21 protein-coding genes are annotated in these 23,601 nt (G+C 49.7%); 7 read left to right on the top strand and 14 right to left on the bottom strand.

Going from position 1 to position 23,601, the window contains the following annotated elements:
- Positions 1-26: 26 nt before the first annotated feature.
- Positions 27-1,262, bottom strand: a complete 1,236-nt coding sequence (locus DVH26_RS11275; RefSeq protein WP_239633782.1) for an alpha-L-fucosidase — start codon at positions 1,260-1,262, stop codon at positions 27-29.
- A gap of 125 nt (positions 1,263-1,387) precedes the next feature.
- Between DVH26_RS11275 and DVH26_RS11270 the strand changes: the two genes are divergently transcribed.
- Positions 1,388-2,212 carry a helix-turn-helix domain-containing protein gene (locus DVH26_RS11270; protein WP_239633781.1) on the top strand — a complete coding sequence of 275 codons (825 nt, stop codon included), beginning with the start codon at positions 1,388-1,390 and terminating at the stop codon, positions 2,210-2,212.
- 442 nt (positions 2,213-2,654) lie between these two features.
- Here the strand turns inward: DVH26_RS11270 and DVH26_RS11265 are convergent, their stop codons facing one another.
- The 7 genes from DVH26_RS11265 to DVH26_RS11235 are packed head-to-tail and all read right to left on the bottom strand — an operon-like array spanning position 2,655 to position 10,005.
- On the bottom strand, positions 2,655-3,674 hold the full coding sequence (locus DVH26_RS11265) for a Gfo/Idh/MocA family protein (protein WP_239633780.1): 1,020 nt from the start codon (positions 3,672-3,674) through the stop codon (positions 2,655-2,657).
- A 9-nt stretch (positions 3,675-3,683) separates the two neighbouring features.
- On the bottom strand, positions 3,684-4,526 hold the full coding sequence (locus DVH26_RS11260; RefSeq protein ID WP_239633779.1) for a PIG-L deacetylase family protein: 843 nt from the start codon (positions 4,524-4,526) through the stop codon (positions 3,684-3,686).
- 22 nt (positions 4,527-4,548) lie between these two features.
- On the bottom strand, positions 4,549-5,421 hold the full coding sequence (locus tag DVH26_RS11255) for a PIG-L deacetylase family protein (RefSeq protein WP_239633778.1): 873 nt from the start codon (positions 5,419-5,421) through the stop codon (positions 4,549-4,551).
- 46 nt (positions 5,422-5,467) lie between these two features.
- Complete coding sequence (locus DVH26_RS11250) at positions 5,468-6,499, bottom strand: sugar phosphate isomerase/epimerase family protein (RefSeq protein ID WP_239633777.1); 1,032 nt, start codon at positions 6,497-6,499, stop codon at positions 5,468-5,470.
- Between the two features lie 25 nt (positions 6,500-6,524).
- Positions 6,525-8,114, bottom strand: a complete 1,590-nt coding sequence (locus DVH26_RS11245; RefSeq protein WP_239633776.1) for an extracellular solute-binding protein — start codon at positions 8,112-8,114, stop codon at positions 6,525-6,527.
- 25 nt (positions 8,115-8,139) lie between these two features.
- Positions 8,140-9,009 carry a carbohydrate ABC transporter permease gene (locus DVH26_RS11240; RefSeq protein ID WP_239633775.1) on the bottom strand — a complete coding sequence of 290 codons (870 nt, stop codon included), beginning with the start codon at positions 9,007-9,009 and terminating at the stop codon, positions 8,140-8,142.
- Positions 9,010-9,033: 24 nt separating this feature from the next.
- The gene (locus DVH26_RS11235; protein WP_239633774.1) at positions 9,034-10,005 is read right to left on the bottom strand and encodes an ABC transporter permease; all 972 of its coding nucleotides are present in this window, start codon (positions 10,003-10,005) and stop codon (positions 9,034-9,036) included.
- 248 nt (positions 10,006-10,253) lie between these two features.
- Here DVH26_RS11235 and DVH26_RS11230 point away from each other — a divergent pair, with 248 nt between their 5' ends.
- Entirely contained in the window at positions 10,254-12,584 is a 2,331-nt protein-coding gene (locus tag DVH26_RS11230) for a helix-turn-helix domain-containing protein (RefSeq protein ID WP_239633773.1), read from the top strand.
- 122 nt (positions 12,585-12,706) lie between these two features.
- On the opposite strand, the gene DVH26_RS11225 is transcribed toward DVH26_RS11230, so the two are convergent.
- Positions 12,707-13,774, bottom strand: coding sequence for a hypothetical protein (locus DVH26_RS11225; protein ID WP_239633772.1), 1,068 nt, complete (start codon positions 13,772-13,774; stop codon positions 12,707-12,709).
- 107 nt (positions 13,775-13,881) lie between these two features.
- Positions 13,882-14,649: a S16 family serine protease gene (locus DVH26_RS11220; RefSeq protein ID WP_239633771.1), complete on the bottom strand. Its 768-nt coding sequence runs from the start codon at positions 14,647-14,649 to the stop codon at positions 13,882-13,884.
- Between the two features lie 238 nt (positions 14,650-14,887).
- On the opposite strand from DVH26_RS11220, the gene DVH26_RS11215 reads away from it, so the two are divergent.
- Positions 14,888-15,481, top strand: coding sequence for a GNAT family N-acetyltransferase (locus DVH26_RS11215; protein ID WP_239633770.1), 594 nt, complete (start codon positions 14,888-14,890; stop codon positions 15,479-15,481).
- Positions 15,482-15,499: 18 nt separating this feature from the next.
- On the opposite strand, the gene DVH26_RS11210 is transcribed toward DVH26_RS11215, so the two are convergent.
- The 4 genes from DVH26_RS11210 to DVH26_RS11195 all read right to left on the bottom strand — a co-directional run bounded on the left by DVH26_RS11210 (position 15,500) and on the right by DVH26_RS11195 (position 18,952).
- Positions 15,500-15,961, bottom strand: a complete 462-nt coding sequence (locus DVH26_RS11210; protein ID WP_239633769.1) for a hypothetical protein — start codon at positions 15,959-15,961, stop codon at positions 15,500-15,502.
- A gap of 297 nt (positions 15,962-16,258) precedes the next feature.
- Positions 16,259-16,654: a (R)-mandelonitrile lyase gene (locus tag DVH26_RS11205; RefSeq protein ID WP_239633768.1), complete on the bottom strand. Its 396-nt coding sequence runs from the start codon at positions 16,652-16,654 to the stop codon at positions 16,259-16,261.
- A gap of 21 nt (positions 16,655-16,675) precedes the next feature.
- On the bottom strand, positions 16,676-17,905 hold the full coding sequence (locus tag DVH26_RS11200) for a multidrug effflux MFS transporter (protein WP_239633767.1): 1,230 nt from the start codon (positions 17,903-17,905) through the stop codon (positions 16,676-16,678).
- A gap of 6 nt (positions 17,906-17,911) precedes the next feature.
- Positions 17,912-18,952 (bottom strand): NAD(P)-dependent alcohol dehydrogenase, encoded by a 1,041-nt coding sequence (locus DVH26_RS11195; protein ID WP_239633766.1) that lies wholly within the window; start codon positions 18,950-18,952, stop codon positions 17,912-17,914.
- A gap of 185 nt (positions 18,953-19,137) precedes the next feature.
- Here DVH26_RS11195 and DVH26_RS11190 point away from each other — a divergent pair, with 185 nt between their 5' ends.
- The 4 genes from DVH26_RS11190 to DVH26_RS11175 all read left to right on the top strand — a co-directional run bounded on the left by DVH26_RS11190 (position 19,138) and on the right by DVH26_RS11175 (position 23,571).
- Positions 19,138-19,686: a TetR/AcrR family transcriptional regulator gene (locus tag DVH26_RS11190; RefSeq protein ID WP_239624521.1), complete on the top strand. Its 549-nt coding sequence runs from the start codon at positions 19,138-19,140 to the stop codon at positions 19,684-19,686.
- 317 nt (positions 19,687-20,003) lie between these two features.
- Positions 20,004-21,605, top strand: a complete 1,602-nt coding sequence (locus DVH26_RS11185; protein ID WP_239633765.1) for an extracellular solute-binding protein — start codon at positions 20,004-20,006, stop codon at positions 21,603-21,605.
- A gap of 107 nt (positions 21,606-21,712) precedes the next feature.
- A complete protein-coding gene (locus DVH26_RS11180; protein WP_239633764.1) occupies positions 21,713-22,675 on the top strand; it encodes an ABC transporter permease in 963 nt (320 codons plus the stop codon).
- A gap of 17 nt (positions 22,676-22,692) precedes the next feature.
- Positions 22,693-23,571 (top strand): carbohydrate ABC transporter permease, encoded by an 879-nt coding sequence (locus tag DVH26_RS11175; RefSeq protein WP_239633763.1) that lies wholly within the window; start codon positions 22,693-22,695, stop codon positions 23,569-23,571.
- The last annotated feature ends 30 nt before the right edge of the window (positions 23,572-23,601 follow it).

Here is a 23,601-nt window from a genome sequence, read left to right as displayed (position 1 = left end):
ATGAATGATAGCCTAACAGGCCATATTTAGCAGCAATAACATGCCAAGCTGCGAATCAGGGCGGTGTCCACGCTGTTCGTCACTCGCAACCGAAGCTGTCTTGCGCGGACCGTCTCGAAGCGGTCGATTTTTTTATGGCCGATAGCGCTGCCTGTAACCAATTCCACCCATTGTCCCTGCACCTCGGCTTCAAGCACGTAAGAACGTATACGTTCGCCGTGGGCAATATCCTCCATGGTGATCACATGATTGATATCGGTCTCCTCGTTCAACGAGAGCAGTACGGATTCTCCTTCTGCTCCGTCCGTACGGGTTATCGGATTGGAAAATCTTCGCTTGATTTCGTCCATGAATTCGATCAAACGCTTAATATCCGCCTCCGGCATAAGCCCGCGGTCATCGGGAGCCACATTCAGCAATAACGTACAGCCGTGGCCGACAGAACGATAATAAATATCGATCAAGTTGTCCAGCGAGCGAAGCGTATGCTCGTCGTTCGGGTGCCAGAACCAGCGGTCCTTGCGGATCGGCACATCGCACTCGGCAGGCACCCATGCCGGGGTTTCCGGCAGCCAGGATGTCGTTTCGTCCGTGTACATGTTGAGCTTGGCCGAATCCGTCGTATTCCAGCAAGGGTATGGCGCCACGCCATCCTCATTGCCCACCCACCGAATCGTAGGCGTGCCCATATTGAACACCATCGCATCCGGCTGGTGCTGCTTCACCAATCCCATAATACGCTGCCAGTCGTATTCTCTGCCCTGGGAGCCCGCCCCGTCGAACCACACCTCGACCAGCGGTCCATACTGCGTAAGCAGCTCCGTAAGCTGAGCGGCGTAAAAATCGTCGTAGGCTTCCTTGTCCGGATAGCAAGGCTCATGACGGTCCCATGGGGACAAGTACAGTCCGAAACGGATTCCTTCCTCCCGGCAGGCATCCGCCACCTCTCGAACTACATCGCCTTGTCCATGTTTCCACGGGCTCGATTTGACGGAATAATCAGTCGTGGCCGTCGGCCATAGACAGAAGCCGTCGTGGTGCTTGGCCGTTAATATCAGGTAAGCAAATCCCGCTTGCTTCGCTGTGCGAACCCACTGGCGGGCATCGAGCTGCGTCGGGTTGAACAGCTCCGGAGAATCGGTGCCGTCCCCCCACTCCTGATCGCAGAACGTATTGATTCCAAAATGGCAAAACATCCCCAACTCCATATCCTGCCACCGGAGCTGCTGCACGGTAGGTTTTGCAAGTACGGCTTCATTCATTGAAACATGCCCCTTCCATTACAATGTAACTTCATTGTAAGATGCGAATAGCGGGAAATGAAGGTATAATAATAGGTGTTTTTTGCACGATAGTAAGCTATTTTTATGGAGAGGTGACCCAGCCGATGGACTTGGCCCGCACTTACATTTCCAATACGCAGATCCACATGACGACAGGGGCACTTACGAGAGTAAGGCCGGACTGGAGCGGCACCAACCAGATTCAAAAGGAAAACATGCTCTGTTATTTCCTCGACGGCGAAGGCTGGCTGAAGATCAACAATATCGAATACTATCCTCGCCCGGGCGAGCTGTTTCTTGTGCCAGCCGGCGCTCGCATTTCTTATTCGACGAGCGAGTCGGCCCCTTTCCTGCAATATTGGTGCCATTTTACCGCAACCGTTGGAGAAAATCATCTGTTCGATCTGCTGATCGCCCCGCATCGTATTGCCCTTGGCAAAGACGAGACGGTAAAAAGCCAGTTTCAAGAGCTGATCGACCAGCATGAGAGCGATGCGCTGGCCGCGCCTTTTATCGTCAAATCGCTGCTGTTTCATATGATATCGCGATTTATCGAGCTGTCCACCGTCGATCCGCTGCAGACGGCGTCGATCCCTTCGGTCCACAAGCTGTACATCGTGCTTCAATATATCGACAAGCATTTATCCGAGCAAATAACGGTCGAGACGTTGTCTCAGCTTGTCCATTTTCATCCGAAATATTTTCTGCATTATTTCAAGTCCATGCTCGGCGTCTCGCCTATCGTCTATATCAACAAGAAGCGGATGCAAAAAGCAAACGCGCTGCTCATCCATACGGACATGACCATAGCTGAAATCGCAGAGCGGCTGGGCATGCAGACACCGTATTTGTCCCGTATGTTCAAAAGATTCACAGGCTTCACGCCCAATGAATTCAGGCAGCAGTATAAGCTGAATCAGAAGGTGTGAGTGAGCAGGTTGAACTTGAGACTAAGGCTGCCGCAAATTCGTTAGCTGCCCGTCCGTTGAAAAATGTGGCCCAAGCTGTGACGGACAACAGATCCGTTATTTTACCAAAAATGGTTCCATTTGCAGGGTGATCGGACTACAGATCCTTTAGTTGGCCAAAATCGACTGCTTTATCCGGTCAAAGGAGCAAATAGCGGACTCACGGTCCGATCGTACTGCCAAAGCGGCATCATTTCAGGAAATAACGGATCTCCTGTCCGATCTTCGTAAGCCTGGCTGGAGTGCGGACGCCAACCGGACTAAACAGTTCACAGCCTGTCGAATTTTAATGACAGGCTGCTTTGCGTTGCGATTTTCAAGTGCTCACACCTATAGAGTCGAACGTGCGCAAGATCGCTTGAACACCGGCTCGCAAGCCGAAATTTCTTATGTCTCGGCGCGATTAACCCGCTCCGTCCAGCTCATCCAAGAACACCTTGCGTCCTGAAGCCGCAGAAAGGCGGATCGCTTCCAGCAGCCGGGCGAGCTCCAGCCCCTCCGCGAGCCCTGCGAGCGGCTTATCCGACGCCTCGCCGGCGAGCTTCTTCAGCCAGAGTGACAGGTTCGATTCGCAGGCTGCAGCGGGAACGGCTGGCTCCCAAGGCTCGTCGGTGTGGCATTGGACGATGGCATCGGATGCAAGCAGCAGCCGGTGATGCTTGCCTGTAGCGCCCCTGCCGAGGTAGGCGCCTTTCGTGCCGTAGACCTCTATCGAGAATGGAGAACGGCGCGCTACCCAGCTCGATTCCAGCACAGCTACAGCTCCGTTCGCGAACTCGAATACATACGCGGCGTTATCCGGAAACGGACTGCCGGAATAGCGTCCCTGCGCGGCATAGACGGATGCCGCTCTCGTGCCCATAAGCCACGTCATCAAGTATAGGCCGTGCGCGCCCAAATCCGCACCGACGCCGTAGTCGGCGTCGGGTAAAGCTGCCGGCAGGCCGCCGATAGCTCCATCGTGCGCATTGCGTATGCGCAATGCGGTCAGAGGCCCTAGCCTGCCCGATTGCACCGCTTGTATGGCCGCCAGGTTGACCGGCCAATAGGTCAAGGGCAAATCCATACCGAAGAGAATCCCCGATGCCTCGATTCTCTTCGAAGCTTCCACGGCGGCATGAAGCGATGCCGACAAGAGATGATCGCAGAACACCGGCTTGCCTGCCGCCGCCGCTGTACCTGCAAGCGGTGCGGATTTATTCACGGAAGCGCAGATGATCACTCCATCGAGCATGTCATTAGCGAGCAGCCTATCCAAATCCGCTTCGAATGCGATTCCGTGCTGTGCACAAAACGATTCGCAGCGGATCGGATCGTCGTCCCATACCGCCGATAGTTCTGCACCCGGTAGGCTTCGCAGCTCTTTGACGAAATCGAGAGCATGATAAGGATTCCAACAGCCGAGAATGGCTAAACGTTTCATTCGAGTCGTTTACCCCTCCCCGAGCATGGGAATATACCGCTTCAATTGCTCAGCATCCGGCTTGAAGCTGTACCGGGCGATTTCGAAGCCTTCCGCGTAGCGGACCTCCCCCGCACGCACGCTTCCGTAGGCTTGCTCCAACGCAGTCCGCATTCGAGGGGAAGCGTAGAATGTGGTAGGCCAGTTGTCGAGCAAGTACCGCTTGCGGTCCTCCCACGCGACCGGTACCTGATCGAGCGTCCCCTTAAACCAGGGGATCAGCTCGTAGAAGGTCGTCGCATGGGCATCACAGGCGAGCAGCTTTTTCTCAATGACGCTGCTCACATCGATAGCAACGTCGGGTCTATAGTCATTGTGCAGCGACATATCGGGCATCAGCAGCACCAACAGCTTCTTCTTCAAGTAAGGGGCATCCGGGTCCGGCATATACTGGGGCAGCCCTGCGTAAGGAACCGCATCGCTGACGATTTTGCCGGTATACCGGTTATCCGGGCTGTTTCCGCCCTCCGGGTGGAAGGTAACCAGCACATCCGGCTCGTAAGCGCGAATGTGCCGCAGCACTTCGTGGCGCAGGGCAAGGCTCGGCTCCAGCATGCCGTCCGAATGATCCAGCACCTCATAGGCGTCGATTCCGAGGCGCTGTGCCGCAAGCCTTGCTTCCTGCTTGCGTCTCGCAGCAACCTCCTGCTTAGGCAAGCTGAAATGTCCTGCATCTCCATTCGTGAGGGAAAGAAATTTCACCCGATGCCCCCGTTCTGCATACAGTGCGGCCAATCCTCCGGCATACATATCGGGCTCATCCGGATGCGCGCAAATCATCAGCACGCGCAGCTGATCCAAATGGTTCGTCACGTCGAAGCACGCTCCTCTCTTCTTATTGATGGTTTATGCCGCCAGACGAAGGACAAAGCATCGGAAAAAGTTGCTTCAGCTCCTCATCATCCGGCCTGCGGCTATAGCTCGCAATCTCGAACGGCTCCGCGTAACGGATCTGTCCCGCGCGTTCCGCTCCATAGCCTTTGATCAATGCGGGCAGCATTTCCTCTGAAGTATCAAAGAATTGTGCCCAGCCTCGCAGCAAATAGTCTTTTTTATCCTCCCAGCTCTCAGGCACCTCATGAAGCATATCCCGCCCCCACGCCGAAAACTCGTAAAACTGCGAGGCGTGGGCATCGCAAGCGAGCAGCTTCTTTTCCAGCGCATCGGCAATGTCGATGACGATATCGGCAGTATACCGGCTGCGCATCGAATAATCCGGCATTAGCAGGTACAATGGAGATCGGCTCAGCGCAGGCACCTCCGGCACGACGTTGCGAACATGCGCGACAAATGATGCAGCGTCGCTGACCACCTTGCCGGCATACCGGTTATCGGCATGGCTGCCCCCGTCCGGGTGGAACGTAATCACGATGTCGGCCTGCCAGCGGCGAATTTGCCGGATTACCTCCTGCCGCATAGGCAGATCCGGGAGCAAATCTCCATCGTGAACCTCGGTCAGCACCTCGTATTCTTCGATGCCAAGACGCTTCGCCGCTTCCTTCGCCTCCAGCGTCCGCCTGCGCACAAGCTCATCCGCAGCCATCTCATGATGTCCCCCGCAGCCGTCGGTTAAGGACAGAAACTTGACCTTGTGTCCTAACTCCGCGAATAGCGCTGCTGTGCCTCCTGCATAAATATCCGGCTCATCCGGATGGGCTCCGATTACAATGATACGTAATGCTTTATCCCCTGTTGGCTGCTTCGTCATGCTTATCCCCTGCCTTTATCCCATATTTGGATTTCTACTTTGTTTTCTACGGAACCAGCTGCCGAACGACCGAGAACAAATGGCTCTTCGACGCGGCCAAACGCTGATTTCTTTGCTCCTGATAGCTGAACCGTTCATAGAGTGCCGGATCCATCAGCTCTCCGCTTGCGATCCGCTGCTCGCAACGCTTCGCATGACGGAACAGCTCGGTTACATCGGCCATCTGCAGATCGGGATGGCTCTGCCTCCACGCATCTACGAAGAAGTCGCAATGCATCAGCCCTTTGTGATCTTCAATTTGCATATGCAGCTCCGGCGAGTGCACAGCAATTTCCTTACAGACGGCGGCGAAATCTACAATGCCCTCTCCCGCAGGCCGAATCTGCCTTACTAATCCGGTGTCGGAGAACGTAACGATGCAGTCCTTCGCGTGCATTTGATGGACATAGGGCGAAACCCGCTTCGCCGCATTCACCGGGTCTTCTCCCCGGGCGACGACGTTCGCCGTATCCAGAGCAACCCCAAGCACATCCTCTCCTACTTCTTCAATCAGCCGCAAAATTTCGAAGGTCGTAATCTCCTCATGCGTCTCCAGATTGATACGGACGCCGTATTCCCGCAGCGACGGGGCAAGCCGCCTTAAAAATCGCGAGGTGGCTTCCAGCTGCTCCTCCCAGGTAACATCGGTGCGGTAGCGGTCGTATACATGATAACCGTCAAACATGCCTTTCCAGCCGGCGGTGACGCCTATCAGCTCCGTGGCTCCTATGGAAGCCGACGCCCGGATCAGCTTCTCCATCGCAAGCAAATAATTTCCTCCGCCCAGCATCCATACCTCGGGCGTCTCGTTCGTATTGAACGGATTCACCCTGCCGATGCCCAGGTCAATATATAACCCCAGGTCGCTCGCGCACTGGTACGCCGCCTGCAGCTCCGCCTGGTCCAACGTCCCGGATACATACAGCGCCGATTTGTAATAGACTCCCTCGTAGCCCTCCTGCTTTGCCTTCTCAAGCGCCTGCTCTACGGGAAGCTCCTCCGTCAGGAAGCCGTGGTGCATGTCGATTCCTATTTTCAATCGTCTCACCTCTCATTGCGACGCATTATTTTAACGAATCATTATAAATGCCCAGCAGCTTCGTCACGCCCTTGCTGTTCATTTCCTTCACGTAATTGTCCCACTCCGCATCGATAGACACTTTACCGTACACGAACTGCTCCTGCATTTTGGCAAAATAATCGTTCACCCCGGTAATCGCCAAATTCTCCTCTTCCTTCTTCTCCGGCGTCAGCTTAGGAATTTTGGTGACCGGCGGGAACCAGCCGTTCTTGATCGCTTCGTCCGTGAACACTCCCACTTCTTTCGTATTCAGTACCTTCAGAAACCATTGATACGGATAAAGCAGCGTATAGTTGTTGTTGGCCGCACCCAGCTCCCACAGCGCTTTGTTGATGCTCGGGGCATTTTTCACTTTATCCGTGAAATCCTTCTTGCCGTCGGCTTCCTCGTACATGTCTCCCTTGAAGCCCCACGTCATCAGAGTATTGGCTTCATCGCTGTACAACCAGTCCGCATATTTCAGCAGCGCGTCGAAATACGGCTTTTTGGCTGCGCTCGCCGGAATGACGGTTCCGTGATAAATCCGGTTCGAGGAGTAAGCCTTCGTCCCGCCCGGCCCGGCAATCGGAGGCAGAGCGGTCAGTTCGAAGTCCGGGGATACATTCTTCTTCCCGTCCGCATTAATTTGCGGCAGCTCGCTGATCCAATAAAAGGAGAACAGGCTCTTGCCGCTGGCCAGCTTCTGCTTCCATTGATCCAGGCTCGAGGTGAAAATTTCAGGATCGGCCAGCCCTTCTTTGACCAGCCGGTTCAAGAAGGTAACGTACTTTTTGTAATTATCGCTCGTATAGTCGTATTCGAACTTCCGGGTGCCCGCATTGTACGAAAAGCCTTTATTGCTGGAGTCGATCCCCCAAGCCGCCCCGAAGATCGAAAGCAGCGATTCCGCATTCGTATTCGCCAGTGGGTAGCTGCCTGGATTCATTTCCTTGAGCTTCTTCAGCACGTTATACAGCTCATCTGCGGTTTTCGGCGCCTCCAGGCCGTATTTCTTCAGCAGATCGGACCGGATAAGCGGTGCACGGTTGTATAAAGCAGCCTCGTTCATAAAAGGAAGCACATACAGTTTGCCGTCCTTAGGCTTCCAATTGTCCAATTCCTCCTGAATTTTGTACTCCTCGATCTTCTTTTTCAGGTTCGGCAGCTTATCCATATAATCGCTGATCGGCAGTAAGGTTCCATTGGGCGCGAACTCCATAATGGTCGCCTGTCTTACCGTTGTGACCATGTCGGGAATTTTATCCGAGCTCAGCACGATGCGGACTTTACTCTGGTAGTCGGATTCCGGGACCGCCTGAATATCGAGATTGACGCCGGAACGTGCCGTCATTTCCTTCAACACGCGCCAATCCTTATTGAACGGATAAGCCGGATTGTCGCTATACAGCATCGTGAAGGTCTGAGGCTTGGCTTCGCCGGAGGTGCCTCCCGAGGGAGTACCCTTCTCGTCAGCGGAGCCGGTACACGCCGACAATACCGGAACGATGCCGATCAGCAAGGCGGTCACTGCGAGCAGTGAGTGCTTCCATGGTTTTGGCTTCGGATGTTGCATAAGAGGTGTGCTGCGTTTCATGAGAATCAGCCTCCTTAAGATGGGATTAGCCTTTGATGGCTCCGAGCATAACTCCTTTGGCAAAATGCTTCTGCACGAACGGGATCATACAAGCAATCGGCAGCGTTGTGATCATGATGACCGAGGCTTTGAGCGACGCCGCAGACATGCTGTCCGTGCCCGTCCCCATCGGACCGCCGGCCACATCGGCTCCGGCGACAATATTGCGAACGAGCAGCATGATCGGATACTTATCCGTGCTGTTCAAGTAAATCATTGAATTGAACCAATTGTTCCAATAATAGACGGCAAGGAACAGGCTCATGGCGGCCAACACCGCTTTGGACAAAGGAAGGACAATCCGGAATAAGATTTGGATCGGATTCAGCCCGTCCATTCGTGCCGATTCCTCCAAGCTATCGGGAAAGCTCTGGAAAAAACTGATCATGATCATCAAATAGTAAGGCATGATACAGAAGGGCAGAACGATCGCCCACAGCGTATCGATCAAATGCAGGCTTTTGACCAGCATATACGTAGGTATAAGGCCTCCACTGAAAAACATCGTGATCATAATGAGCCAAATGAACACTTTGCGTCCCTTAATCGGCTTGGATAGCGGGTAAGCGCATATCGTCAGCATGAACAGGCTCAGGAACGTGCCGACGGCCGTCTGCACCGCGGCATTGCGGAATCCGCCGAGCAGGCTCGGATGGTGAAACAATCGGGTATAGGAGCTTAAGCTCCAGCCGACCGGCAGCAGCCCGACCTTGCCGCCGACGATGGCTGACGATTCGCTGAAGGATACGGACAGCAGATGCAGGAAAGGCACGAGAACCGTTGCCATGATGCAGGTCATTAAGATCCCGTTAACGCAGGCAAACCAGCGGTAGCCGACGGTTTTTCGATAGTACAATAGAAAGCCTCCTTTCTCCGCCAACTAATACAACGAATGGCCGGTTACTTTTTTGGCAAGCACGTTGGACAACAGCACCATCCCGAGCCCGATTAAGCCGCTGAACAAGCCTACTGCCGTTGCATAGCTGTAGTTGTTATTCTCCAGCCCCATCCGAAAGACGAACGTTTCGATAACATCGCTCACCTGCGAATTGCTTGGCGTGTACATCAGCAGTATTTTCTCGAAGCCTACGTTCAATAGCTGCCCCGCCGATAAGATGAAGACGACCGATAGGGTGGGCATAATTTGCGGCAGCGTCACGTGAACGATCTGCTTCCACCTCCCTGCTCCATCCATCTCCGCCGCTTCATATAATTGCGTGTCAATGGAAGCCATGGCAGCGATGAATATGATGGAATTCCAGCCGGTGTACTGCCAAACATCGGAGGATATGTACAGCGTGCGGAACCACCCCGGCTCATTCATGAAGAAGATCGGCTGGATGCCCGCCCAGGCCAACAGACCGTTAATCATGCCATTCGTGGGGCTGAGCAGCTCTTTCATAAGCCCGACCACTACTACGATCGATACGAAGTTGGGGAAATATGTCACGGTCTGCACTACGTTTCGGAGCTTGCTTGACCTGATTTCATTGACGAGCAGCGCAAAGGCGAGTGTAACCGTGAATGTAACGGCCAAATGCATCAAGCTGAGCACCCACGTATTACGAAACGCCGTCCAAAAGTTCGGATCTTGAAGAAACAGTCTGAAGTAGGTAAACCCGATCCACTTGCTTCCATAGATAGAGCCGCCGGGAACAAATTTGCGAAACGCAAGAATGTTACCTGCAATCGGACCGTACCGGAAGATAAGAAAGTAAGCCAACGGAAGTATTAAAAGAATGTAATAATGAATATTTTTTATAAAGTATGTCCCAGCTTTGTGTGCCATCCTCCCTTTCTTCTTGTTCTCGAGCATCTCGTTCTGATGTATTGCCGACGTTTGTTCCTGCATAGGCCTGCCTCCTTTCGCAGCGGATTGCCCGTAATCTGATTGAACCATGAAAAGGCACCCTCTCGAAACGGACAATTTCGTGTTTGTGTCATAAAACTTGACTTAATTGTATCTTCTTCATAGGACAAAAATGAGTATTGTATCAATTTTAGCCTTATTTAATAGAAAATCTACCATAACATTGACATGATTCGATACCGGAATCATAATAGTTATAACCGAATATCTGTCGGAGGTGGGGTGGCACGATGCTGAAACATGTTCATCATTTTATGAATGGCGGCTTCCGCAGCTTGCTCTATCGATTTTTTTACTTTTTCCTCGCCGTTTCTTTGCTCATTCAATGCATCAATCTGATTACTTATCGGATCAGTCTCCATTATTTCGAGTCGGAGCTGGAGCAAAGCTATAAAAAATCATTATCGAACGTTGCGGCGAGTCTCAACAGCGTGTTCACCGGCATGTACAATTCCAACTTCCTGCTGTCCCTCGATTCGAGTGCGATGGAGCTGTTCTCCGACGATTTCCAGGTCGATGCGCCTGAGAAGTATGCTCATGTGTCGCAAACCATCCGTTCCTTGAACCGAATCAGGCTGATGAGCGATTATGTGGACAGCGTCTTTATGTATAAAAAGAAAAACAACCTCGTGATCAGTAACCAAGGCACATTTACCGGCACGGAATTTTTTGGCAAAACCAATGCGCTGGAGCAATATTCCGAAGCCTATTGGCGGCAGTACAGCCCGCATAGCAAGCCTTTTCAGATCCTTCCCCCGTCCCGATCGGTCTCCCAAAACGGAACCTACCTGCTGCCTATTGTTCAAACGGCCATTGCCGAATACCGGTCTAACGACTTGTATGTCATTAACCTGAAGATTGATCCGATCATCCAAGCACTTATTGACTCCAAGCTGACGCCTAACAGCAAGCTGTATGTTGTAGACGATAACAGGCAGCTCATCGCATCAACCGAGATGTATGGAGCCACCCCATCGGATATTGAAGGTATCGTTAAGCAGCTTCAAGATACGGGCTCGCCGAATTTGCGCACCCGGTTTCAGAACGAAGACATTTTGGCCATTCAGACGAACACCCGCTTTATTTTCAAAAATTTGAACATGATCGCGCTTGTGCCGGAAGCAGATATTCTCGCCAGCATGAAGGACATGAGATATTGGACCACGCTGATGTCGGTTATCGCGCTTTCGCTCTCGATACTTCTATCCTTTCTGTTCAGCAAAAGGCTCTATGCGCCCATCCGTTCCTTGCTTGCCAAAATATCGCCTGCAGCTCCTCCGACCACCAACGAATATAAGCTGCTCGACCATGAATTTCACCGGATGCGGGACAGCATGGACACGCTGCACAGCAATCTTACTTCCATGTATCCCCTTGCCATCGAGCAGTGGTTTGTCCGGATGCTCCGGTTCAATAGGGTGCCAGACGAGGCGGACATCCAGACTTTTTTGCAAAAATGCCGTTTGAACCTCCAGCACGAGAGCTTCGCAGCCGCATTGATTCGAATGAAATACGCCAAGTCGTTTTACATGAATTACAGCTCCGCCGAGCAAAATACGCTCCACGTCCATTGGGTCAATCAACTCAAATCCCATCTCCCTGCAGCGTACCAAAGCTACTTGCTCGAGATGGAGGCCGGTGTGTTCTGTATACTGGTGAATCTTCCTCACGATGCGGAGCGGCAGGAGTTGTCCCCTTGCTTTGAGAATATGTTCAGTCTGCTCCGGCATGACGAAAATTTACACGATATCTTCGTCGGTGTGGGCAATGTCCATCGCGGTTTCGACGGCTTGCAGCAGTCTTATCTCGAAGCGATGAAGTCCTTATGGCGGTTATCTCCGCTGGATAATAAGCGGATTCATTATTATGACAAGGAAGACGAGGCCTCCGTTACGATTCTGATCGGCACGAAGGAGGAAAAAAGGCTGTTTCACCTGCTCGCCTCCTGTAAAAGAGAGGAATTGTTCGAGGAGCTGCGAACGATTATTCAAAATCATATTTCCGTCGGATTCCATGACGTAACGATTAAAGAGCTGTACATGCACTTGTTCGTCATCGGCTCCCAGGTGCTCAAGCATAAAGATGCCACGCTGCCCGAAGCGACCTATCGGGAGTATATCCGGATGATCGTGTCGGAGCATACCGTTTCCATAGACGGGCTTTCGGAATTCATTACCGGCTATTACGACAAAATCATGGATACGCTGCAGCCCAAAGACCAGCTGGAATCGCTAGTTTTCAAGCCGTACATCGATACGCATTATCATGAGGATATGTGTCTGGAGGGGCTGGCCGAGAAGTTCCATACGACGCCGAACTATATGTCGAGGCTGCTCAAGAAAGAGCTGGGCAGGCCGTTTCACCAATATTTGCAGGAGGTTCGTATCCAGAAGGCAAAGGAGCTGCTCGCCGGAACCGACCTGTATATTCAGGATATTTGGGCGCAGGTGGGCTTCAACAACCGCAATTCCTTTATCCGGTCGTTCAAAAACGTAGAGGGAATCTCGCCGATGGAGTACCGCCTTCAATACAGCGTGAAAGCTCAGGTGAAGCAATCTTGAGATGGCTCGAGGCTGCCGGAGCTTCCTGTAACAATGATGGCGATTGAAAAAAAGGACTGGAATTCCATCGGAAGCTCCGATATTCCAGTCCCTTTTTTTCATATGGAGGTGCAGGTGATTCTTTAACCAAGAAACCTCGTATGAGCCTCATACAGGATGTATGCTTGTACTTCCATTGGCATTTGCTCCACGTCCAAATACGCCCAAATCTTTACCTCATCACCCTGTTTACATCTATCCGGACGTTCCCCGGCTATTATTTTCACATGACTATTCTCGCTTTGCAGTTCAATGAGATAGCTGCCATGCTCGGTTTCTTCTACATTCGTAATGATTCCGCTATGAAGCCGGACCATTCGATCCAGCATCCATTTGGTTTCGTGCTTCTTGGCTATATAAATGATATGTTCGCTCGGTTTGCCGATGAACTCCTGATAGATAAGAACTTCGAAGGTCTCTTCATCGATCATTTGGTAATCCTCGATTTTATAATGAATCAAGCTCGGATTCTTCGATTGACCAATCGTCTGTATGATCTCGTCTATCGTAGGCTCGTTCTGTGGATTGGGCCGTGAAGAGTAATATAGATCTCGAGCAAACGAATCGGTCATCCAAGCTCTTGCACGTCTAACATCGTTAAAGCTTTTCATAAAATCGGTAACCGCCTGAACCAGTGCCAGGTCAAGCTTGCGATGAAGCTTATCTGAATTGGCATCAGCCACAGAGATCATACCAATCCGGATATGATGCGCCATGAAAATAATCACAACAGCAAAGGCAATTTCAAACGCCATCCCCCAGATAAGAGAGCCGTCGCTTACATCCTCCCCCTGTCTGCCTATCCACTTATTGATATAATTTAGTCCGAAAAAGGTGATGTACAGGAACGGGATCGAATATTTTATCGATTTGCCGTGCCGCGTATCATATCTTTCGATCAACCTCCCCAGTGTAGTGAAGGTATCGCCCAGCCCCCATATGTTGAGTACTGGCACCATCCGCAGCATAGCCCCCCATGGGGAAATCGGATAAAAGGAAAAGCAAGCCTTCATATCCTTATGCAATTGAAACAGCCAGACCAAGAAAATAATGATTTCCATATAATAAACTAACAAACTGGAAATAGACACGAACGAATCGATGGAAACGATGTACTCTTCATACACTTCGAAATTGGAAACATAAAGCATCGTAAACATTCCTGAAATTACAGATAAACTCAAGCCAACCCATAAAAACATTAATAATATTTGAACAATAGATTGCGATTTCAGCTGCGGCATGCGTAACCCCCGGGTTATTTCAAAGATTTTAGATACGTAACGGCATCGTCTACTGTGTTTACAGGAACGATTTTTATCTTCAAATGTCGTTCTTGTACCACTTGATATGCTTCTTCCTTGTTGCTGAGTCCCGTGCCCGGCGACTTCAAATCATGATCCGGAACCAAAAAATATTGCATTCCCTCTCGTTCAGCGGTTAAGACCTTGTAACGTACTCCGCCTACAGGTCCCACCTTCATCGTACGGCTGATTGCCCCGGTCCCGGCTATTTTAATACGTCCGTTTCGGGATAAGTCCAGACGCTCCGATTCCTCTACTAGTCCAATAGCTACCATCAATCCAAAAGAATCGCCGTAATAATTTGCCGATTTATCGATCATTTCATGGATTCTTTCAACTTTGCTGCTCTCCGGATCCGAATCTTTAGCAGGCAGCGCGTTTACTGCATTTTGAATGACCTGCTCTCTTCGTTCCGCTTCGTATTCTAATTCCTCTTGTTCTTCCTCCACTTCCAGCTTGTCGGCCGGATAGAACTCGATATTATCTCGCTGCGTCCATGATAATGCGAGCTTTTCATACAGATTCTTGGTGTATCCGGAACTTACATAGGTAAAAAATACATTTCCTTTAACCCCGAGCTGCCGTACCGATACGACATTTCCGACCGTAGTAAAATGGTGATAAACGGGCATTACAAAAATCAATGAGGCGGTAAAAGGGATAAGCAGAAGCATGAACCCGATGATGAATTCTTTTTTTATTGTGCGAATGATGGTACTCATACCTCTCTGTGGAATGGTACAGAACGCAGCTTGCAAGGAAATGGTAAATACGGCTGCTGCAAGCCTAGTTTATCTTAATTTTGGTAAAATGGATACAGTGAATTTCCAGTTATGGAAGCGCTAATTGCATAAGGGGGAAAGTATGTCTATACAAAATGGCTGCATCGTATATTGTAAAGGTGGAGCATAAATAGCGGATTCGTTTGGGGGTAACTAAACTTAGACGGAGGATGTATCTATGGAAATTATTCGCGCGAGCGAACTGGGTTACGAGGAAAAAATGAAAATCAGCGAAATCTTCGTTGATGGCTTCTATCAATGGCTGCACTTTTTTTCAAAGGATAAAGGTAAGCTTACAAGAGCCTTTTGCCACATGTTTAATCATCAAGTGTTTTATGTTGCTGTAAAGGATGACGAGATTGCCGGAATTACCGCATGTACGGATGGGAAGGTATCCTCAGTCCATCTCGACAGGAAAGAATTGCAAAAACATTTGGGGTTCTTCAAGGGAACCATTGCTTATTTCGTATTAAAGCATGAATTTGTGAATAAAGCCTATCCGTTTGAAATTACAAAAGGAATGGGTACGGTCGAATTTGTGGCTACTTCAGCAAACTATAGAGGGCAAGGCGTGGCAACGGCGATCATCAAGGATATAATGGATTCCACACCTTATGAAGTATATGTTCTGGAGGTCGCAGACACAAATACGAATGCGGTTAAGCTGTATGAGAAGCTTGGATTTTCGGAATTTCTGCGAACAGAGCATAAGCATAGTAAGCGGAGCGGCTTTAATTACCTTGTTTATATGAAATATTTGAAAAGGAGTTAATGAATGCGACAGCCGGCCTTATATCCATCTTACAAATGATCTATGAACCATCGCCACATTGTTCTTTTCTGCCCAATTAACCAACTCCGTGATGCCGGCTTTTTCATCGTTTGCAAACCTAAAACACATACGAATCGGGACAATGCTCACTCCATGCGGCTTAATCCCAATTGTGGGTTTGAAATACCCCATTCTCATAATGACTTTAATGTCCTCTGCTTGAATTGCAGCTCCATTTAGTATCATTTTTCCGTCATACAGATATAACGGAGCCGGCTTCTTCAAGGCTCTGTAAAATGACAGTAGCAAGACCATTAGACAAAAAAGAAACACGGCAGCCATTGCACAAAAAAGGATGACGTGCTCTTGATCTTTAAATAAGCGAATGGCATTGAATAGCGAGATCGCACTTAAAACGATCATGGACATAATGAGCTTTATTCCTGAAGGGTTTTTAATGGAATGCTGTGTCGGTTCCAATTGGGCAACCTCCTTTGTTCATACTATATTATCACATATCCTCGCCCCACAGTCGGAATTCATGCCGTCCTGCTTGATCCAACATCTAGATTGTCCGTCCGTTTTAAACTTCATAGTAAGAGCGCCTCCTTGATGGTGTTGGGCTTCATACCCTTAGACATAACCATCATACCGAGGCGCTCCTTTTGTTTTTGACACCACTAATTACTACAGCCGAAATGACGAGTGAAAATCCAGCCGCTGCTGCTCAACAAGCCTCTCATCTAAAAAGATGGAGGCTTGAAACTGTCCTGTCTCTTAGGACAGGTATTGATCATCACTGACTTTTTCCAACCATTCTACCGCCTGACCGTCCAGACGTTCTTGAATGGCTATATGAGTCATAGCTGTGGTGGGCGAAGCTCCATGCCAATGTTTCTCGCCTGGAGGAAACCACACCACGTCACCGGGACTAATTTCCTCGATCTGACCTCCCCAGCGTTGAACCCGTCCTTTGCCTGCCGTTACGATAAGCGTTTGACCCAGCGGATGAGTATGCCATGCTGTCCGTGCTCCTGGCTCGAACGTGACGCTGGCTCCAGCTGCGCGTGCAGGATCGGCTGCTTCAAACAGCGGATCGATGCGAACCGTGCCGGTAAAATATTCAGACGGTCCTTTGCCCGAAGGTTGGGACCCCGCTCTTCTGATTTCCATATTCTAAACCCTCCGTTAGAGTTACATATTTATTTCCGTGTTGCTGTTGCCATTACTCACAGTCTCCACCTTCCTGATGAGAACGATATAGGAAACGATGGCTAGCAAACTGGTTGTAAGAATAACGATTCCAAAAGGGACAGCTGAATTCTCACCCGCGATTCCCACAAGCGGCGCACTAACTGCGCCTAACGCATAATGAAAGGTGCCGATCACGGCAGATGCACTTCCCGCAATTCGTCCATGTGATTCCATCGCTAAAGTTACAGAAACCGGCCCAATGATCCCAATGGATACAGCAAATAAGAAGGTTGAAACAAATATCGCCGATAAAGATCCTTTAGAGAGAACTGCGATCAGGATAGCGGAAGCAGAAAGAAAGGATAGTGATAATCCAATACGAACTATATTGCGTTCCGTCAGCCGACCGGCCACTCGTTTGACAACCTGCGAGCCAATCATAATAGCAAGACCGTTCATGGCAAACAGGATCGAAAATAGCTGCGGCGACACACCAAACATGTTCTGATAGATAAACGGAGTGCCGGCAACAAAAGCAAATACACCGGCGAACAAAATACCATTAACAAGGGCATATCCGATAAACGTTCTATCACGAAACAGACGATGGTAGTTCCTCATTAATGCCCTGAAGTTGCTTGGGACACGATGCTGTACAGGTAAGCTCTCCTCTAACCCCCATATTGTGATCCCCGTTAATAGTATTCCTAAAATCCCCAAGAAAACAAACACGGCATCCCATGAACTGAACGATGTGACTGCACTTCCGACATTCGGGGAAACTAAGGGTGCGACACTGCTGATCATAGTAAGCTGAGAGATAAATTTCGTCATTTCGACTCCGCTATACCTGTCGCGAGCAATCGCTCTGGAAATCACGAGTCCGGCCGATGCGGCAGCTCCCTGGATAAAACGTAAAACAATAAAGGATTCTATATTGGGTACGAAAGCACAGCCGATCGACGTAACGATATACAGAATCATGGAGATGAGCAATGGGGTGCGTCTTCCATAACTATCGCTCAAAGGCCCCATGACCATCTGCCCTAAGCCTAATCCTAATAGGCTGGCAGTTAAACTCGCTTGAATCATGGATGCGTTAGTTCCGAAATAATCCATGATCTGCGGCAGCGATGCTAGATACATATCGACCGTAAACGGTCCCAGCGCGGAAAATGCGGCCAGTATCAAAGCCAATCGGAGAGAAAGCTTTTTAAGTTTATCGTCCATACGAGTCTATAACGTGGAGATGTCGATAACGAATCGGTAGCGTACGTCACTCCGCAGAATCCGCTCATAGGCTTCGTCTACTTGCTCGGCACCGATGACTTCGATTTGAGGAGTAATGCCATGCTCGGCGGCAAAATGAAGCATCTCTTGCGTTTCCGGAAGTCCGCCAACCAAGGACCCTGCAATACTGCGTCGACTCATGATTAGCGAGAACACGTTGTATTGACTTGGTTCTGCCGGCGCCCCGACATTAACAAGCGTTCCGTCCACTCGAAGCAGCGATAAATACGAATCGACGTCAATATTGGCGGATACGGTGTTTAGAATCAGGTCGAAGCGGCCGGCTAAAGTGTTGAAAACTTCAGGATCAAGAGTTGAAAAATAATGATCCGCGCCAAAGCCCAACGCTTCGTTTTCCTTATCTTTCGCCCGGCTTAAGACCGTAACCTCAGCACCCATCGCATTCGCAAACTGAATCGCAACGTGGCCAAGACCACCCATTCCCAGAATCGCTACCTTTTTTCCTGGACCGGCATTCCATCGTTTCAAAGGGGAGTAAGTGGTAATACCGGCGCACAAAAGCGGACTGGCTGCATCTAATCCCATATCTTCCGGGATATGCACGACGAATCTTTCGGTAACAACGATATGTTGACTGTAGCCGCCGTAGGTTGGATTGCCATCATAGTCCAAGGAGTTATAGGTGGCTACAAAGCCTTTTGCACAATGCTGTTCTTCTCCGCGAAGACAGTATTCGCACTCTCCGCAAGAGTCCACATAACAGCCTACGCCAACTCGATCACCTACAGCAAATTTCGTAACCTTCTCCCCCACTGCCGTTACAATTCCGGTTATTTCATGACCAGGCACCATAGGGAAAATGCCGCCGGCCCAATCCCCGTACGCACTATGAATATCGGAATGGCAAATGCCGCTAAATTTTATATCGATTGAGACGTCATCCGGTCGCAGTTCTCTTCTTTCAATCGTAGTCTTTTCGAATGGCGCTTTGGCAGCCGGAACACTTAGAACGTGAGTTTTGCACATGAGCGTTGACTCCTTTTCCATAAATCAATCTGAGATGACTAATCAATATCATTTGATTAATCAACTTGTGTCTATTATTATATAATTTAGAACGCAAATTCAATGGTTAAAAAACTGTGATTTGTTGATATATCAACGAAACAACCGAAATTGTTAAGTAACTTAGAAAGTTTGGTGGGAATACGATGGCCAAAGTGGATCGTAGAATTGTGAAAACACAGGAAGCTTTGAAGAAAGCTGTTATTGAACTAATGACTGAAAAAAATTTCGACGATATAACCATTCAGGATATCGCAGACCGGGCCAACCTAAACCGCGGGACCATTTACCTTCATTATCAGGACAAATTTGATTTATTGGATAAACTCATAGAAACACACCTTAATGAATTAGGAGAGATGGATGAATGGGCATGTGAGATGGATTGGAACGAGGCTCTTGTACCTTATTTTGAATATTTTGAGAAAAATTATTTATTTTTTTCGACCATGTTAGCAAGCAAAGGGGTGCCGTCAGCTTTTAGAACGCGGCTTCTTGCTTCTTTTATTGAAGGATTCAAAGGTGAGATTGACCGAGATAGCGGAAGAAATGCAGATTTACAGGAAGATGTCATGCTACAATATGCCGGTACCGCTTATGTAGGTGTAATAGAATGGTGGATCAGAAACGGGATGCCCTATCCGCCTCAAGTAATGGCTAAACAAGTCGGAGCTTTGTTGGGGAGAAGTTTATAGTTCAGAGGTTATAATGGAGTTCTTCGTTACGAAATCATCGGCTCGTACACAAAATACTCGGCTGCCTGGCACACTCGGCAGTCTTTTTTCTGTCTTGGTGTTTAATGCCATATTCCCGTCCCTTTTTGCGATCTTTAATTTTAGAGGTACCCGTGAAAAAAGGTATGCCCAAGGTCGTTAATAATTGAAGCTCATATTAAAAAAAGAATATATCCCCCTTGTCGCCGCTCCGACTATAGTAAATGGCAAGGATTAGTTCCTTGAGCATATCAACGGGTTATCAATGGAACGACCTACAAAGGGAGGGCGACAATGGAATGAATACAAAGAAGACAATCGGAACGATTGCTTTAACCACATGCTTGGGTACGTCCGTGTTGGCCGGCTGTAACTCCTCTACCCCCGTACAAAAAGCCGATACCGACCCGACCAAGGTGCCGAAGCTGAGCAACCTTACCTATTGGACAGGTATGGCCGGGCAAGCCTCCGCAACGATGAAAAGCTACAATGAAATGGAAGCCTACAAATTATTGGAGCAAAAAACAGGGGTGAAAGTGGAGTTTCAACACCCTCCCCAAGGACAGGATGCGGAGCAGTTCAACCTGATGATCACATCCGGGCAGCTGCCTGACGTCATTGAATATCATTGGACCAACTTTCCGGGCGGTCCGGAGAAAGCAATCAAGGACGGACGCATCATCAAATTGAACGACTATATAGACAAGTACGCCCCTAATTTAAAGAAAGTGCTGAACTCGAATCCGGAATGGCGTAAGCAAATCACGACGGACGACGGCAGCATCATCTCGTTCCCTTTCATTAGAGGCGATAAGAAGCTTCAAGTGTATCAGGGACCTGCCATCCGGCAAGATTGGCTGGACAAACTCGGATTGAAGCCTCCAACGACGTTGGATGAATGGTACACAGTTTTGAAAGCGTTTAAGGAACGCGATCCGAACGGCAACGGCACTCAGGACGAAATCCCCCTCTTGCTGCGGGTCGGGGAAATAAACGGTACCAGCGCGTTTATCGGCGCATTCGGCATAACGAACGGATATTTCCAGGATAAGGGCAAGGTCAAGTTCGGTCCGGTTCAGCCGGAATTTAAAGAGTTCCTGACCTTAATGAACAGATGGTATAAGGAAGGGCTGCTCGACCGGGACTACGCCGCAACTGACGACAAGCTGTTCGATGCTAAAATTACCGGCAGCCAAGCCGGCTCCGCCGTTCTTCTCGTAGGCGGCGGCATCGGCAAATACGCGAACCTGATGAAAGACAAGGACCCGAATTTCAAGCTGTTCGGCGTCACTTATCCGGTGTTGAGAGCAGGCGAGAAGCCGCAGCTCGGCCAGCTCGATTTTGCCTTCAACGGCAGAGGAGCCGCCGTCACGACAAGCAACAAGAACCCTATCGAGACGGTCAAATGGCTTGACTACGCCTACTCCGAAGATGGCCATATGCTGTTCAATTTCGGCAAGGAAGGCGTAAGCTATAACATGGTGAGCGGCTATCCGAAATGGACCGACGACATAGCGAACAACGCGAACGGACTCCCTGTCCAGCAGGCAATGGCCCGCCATAACCGAGCTTCTTGGGACGGCCCGTTCGTTCAGGACTTGCGCTATTTCGAGCAATATGCCTCGCTGCCTCAGCAGCAATCGGCCGTCAAATTGTGGTCGGAACCGTCCAATGAGAAGAAAATGCCGCTTGTGACGCCGACCAAAGATGAAAGCAGCCGTTTTGCCTCGATTATGGCGGATATCAATACGTACAAGGATGAAATGTTCAACAAATTCGTCATGGGAGCCGAACCGCTCAGCAGCTTCGATAAATATGTTCAGACGATTCAGGGAATGGGACTTGAAGAAGCCTTGAAAATTCAACAGGCCGCTTTGGAACGGTACAACAGCCGGAAGTAACCGGTCGTGTCGGATGATCCGTCGGAAGAGGAGCTTTAGGCTCCTTCTTCCGGCTCTTCCGTTATAGCACCTAATCCCTGAATCCACGAAAAAGGAAGTGAACGCCAATGTCCATTCCCCAATCGGAGCTGGCGGTAAGAAGCGCCGCCGCCAAAAAGCATAGTAACTGGCAGACCATCCGCAGAGATCTAAAGGTCAATAGACTAGTCTATCTCATGGTGCTTCCCGTCGTCGCCTATTATCTCATCTTTCACTATGGCCCTATGTACGGCTTGCAAATCGCCTTTAAGGATTTCAGCCCTGGACAAGGCATAACAGGAAGTCCATGGATCGGATTTCGGCATTTTCAGGAATTTTTCGAAAGCTATTACTTCTGGCGCCTTATCCGTAATACGGTCCTGATCAACATTTACGAGCTGTTATTCGGATTTCCGGCTGCCATCCTGCTCGCTCTTCTGCTCAATGAGATTCGAAGCACCATATTCAAACGTTCGGTCCAGACTATCTCCTATCTGCCTCACTTTATTTCCATCGTCGTCGTTGTCGGGATGATGGTCGATTTTCTGGCGCGCGACGGTCTGATCAACCAACTGATCGGGCTGCTGGGACTAGACTCCATTGCCTTCTTCAGAGAACCTGCATGGTTTCGATTCTTGTACGTATCGTCAGGCATTTGGCAAGGCGTAGGCTGGGGGTCCATCATCTACTTAGCGGCTATCGCCAATATCGATCCGACCTTATACGAGGCTGCTAAAATTGATGGAGCCGGCCGCTTGAAGCAGGTGCTTCATATTACGATTCCCGGCATCATGCCAACGATTGTCATCCTGCTCATTCTGAACATGGGCTCGATGATGACCGTAGGATCCGAGAAGGTACTCCTCATGTACAACCCGCAAACTTATGAAACCGGCGACGTTATCTCTACGTTCGTCTTCCGAAAAGGGATACTCGAAGCTAATTACGGCTACACCGCAGCGGTCGGCCTTTTCAACTCCGTCATCAGCTTCACCTTAATCGTGTTGTCCAACACCATAAGCAAGCGTGTGAGCGAAAATAAGCTCTGGTAACCGGGAGGTAATATATCATGGTCAAAAGGAGTTTCGGCGAGAAGAGCTTCGATCTCTTTAACACACTGCTGATGCTGCTGCTTTGTTTTGTTACGCTGTACCCGTTTCTCTATGTCCTGTTCGCCTCATTCAGCAATCCGGCCGACGTAGCCCAACACCGCGGACTGCTGTACTCACCGATAGGCTTTAATTCGGGTGCTTACAAAGCGGTCTTCGATAATCCGATGATTGCAAAAGGTTATCAGAATACCTTGTTCTACGTCGTAGCGGGCACGGCCATTAACCTTTTTATGACATCACTTGGCGCCTATGCTCTGTCCCGCCGTAATTTATATTTTAAAAATCACATCATGTTCCTGATCGTCATAACGATGGTATTCAGCGGTGGACTCATCCCCTCCTACCTTCTAATCGGCAATCTGGGCATGCTGAATACACCATGGGCCCTGCTCATTCCAGGGGCGATCAGCACGTTTAACCTGATCATTATGCGGACCGCTTTCCAGGGAGTGCCCGTAAGTCTGGAAGAGTCAGCCAAGATGGACGGGGCCAACGATCTGACGATTTTGTTCCGTGTCGTCGTCCCGCTTTCCATGCCCGTCATTGCTGTCATGATCTTGTGGTACGCCGTCGGGCATTGGAACTCCTACTTCTCTGCTTTGATCTACTTGCGGGACCGCGAGCTATATCCGCTGCAGCTGATATTGCGTGAGATTCTCATTACGAACAGCACGGACAATATGATGACGGGAGCTTCCGCAGGCGACAAAATACCGATTGGAGAAACGATCAAATACGCTACGATTATCGTATCCACTTTGCCGATCTTGTGCCTGTATCCTTTCTTGCAAAAATATTTCGTCAAGGGAGTTATGATCGGCGCCATAAAAGAATAATCCTTTTTTGCCGGCAGCAGGAAAAGAGGG

This window comes from Paenibacillus sp. H1-7 (assembly GCF_022354825.1).
Classification (GTDB): domain Bacteria; phylum Bacillota; class Bacilli; order Paenibacillales; family NBRC-103111; genus Paenibacillus_S.
The sequence above is the reverse complement of the archived record's forward strand: the minus strand, read 5'-3'. Positions and strand labels throughout refer to the sequence as shown.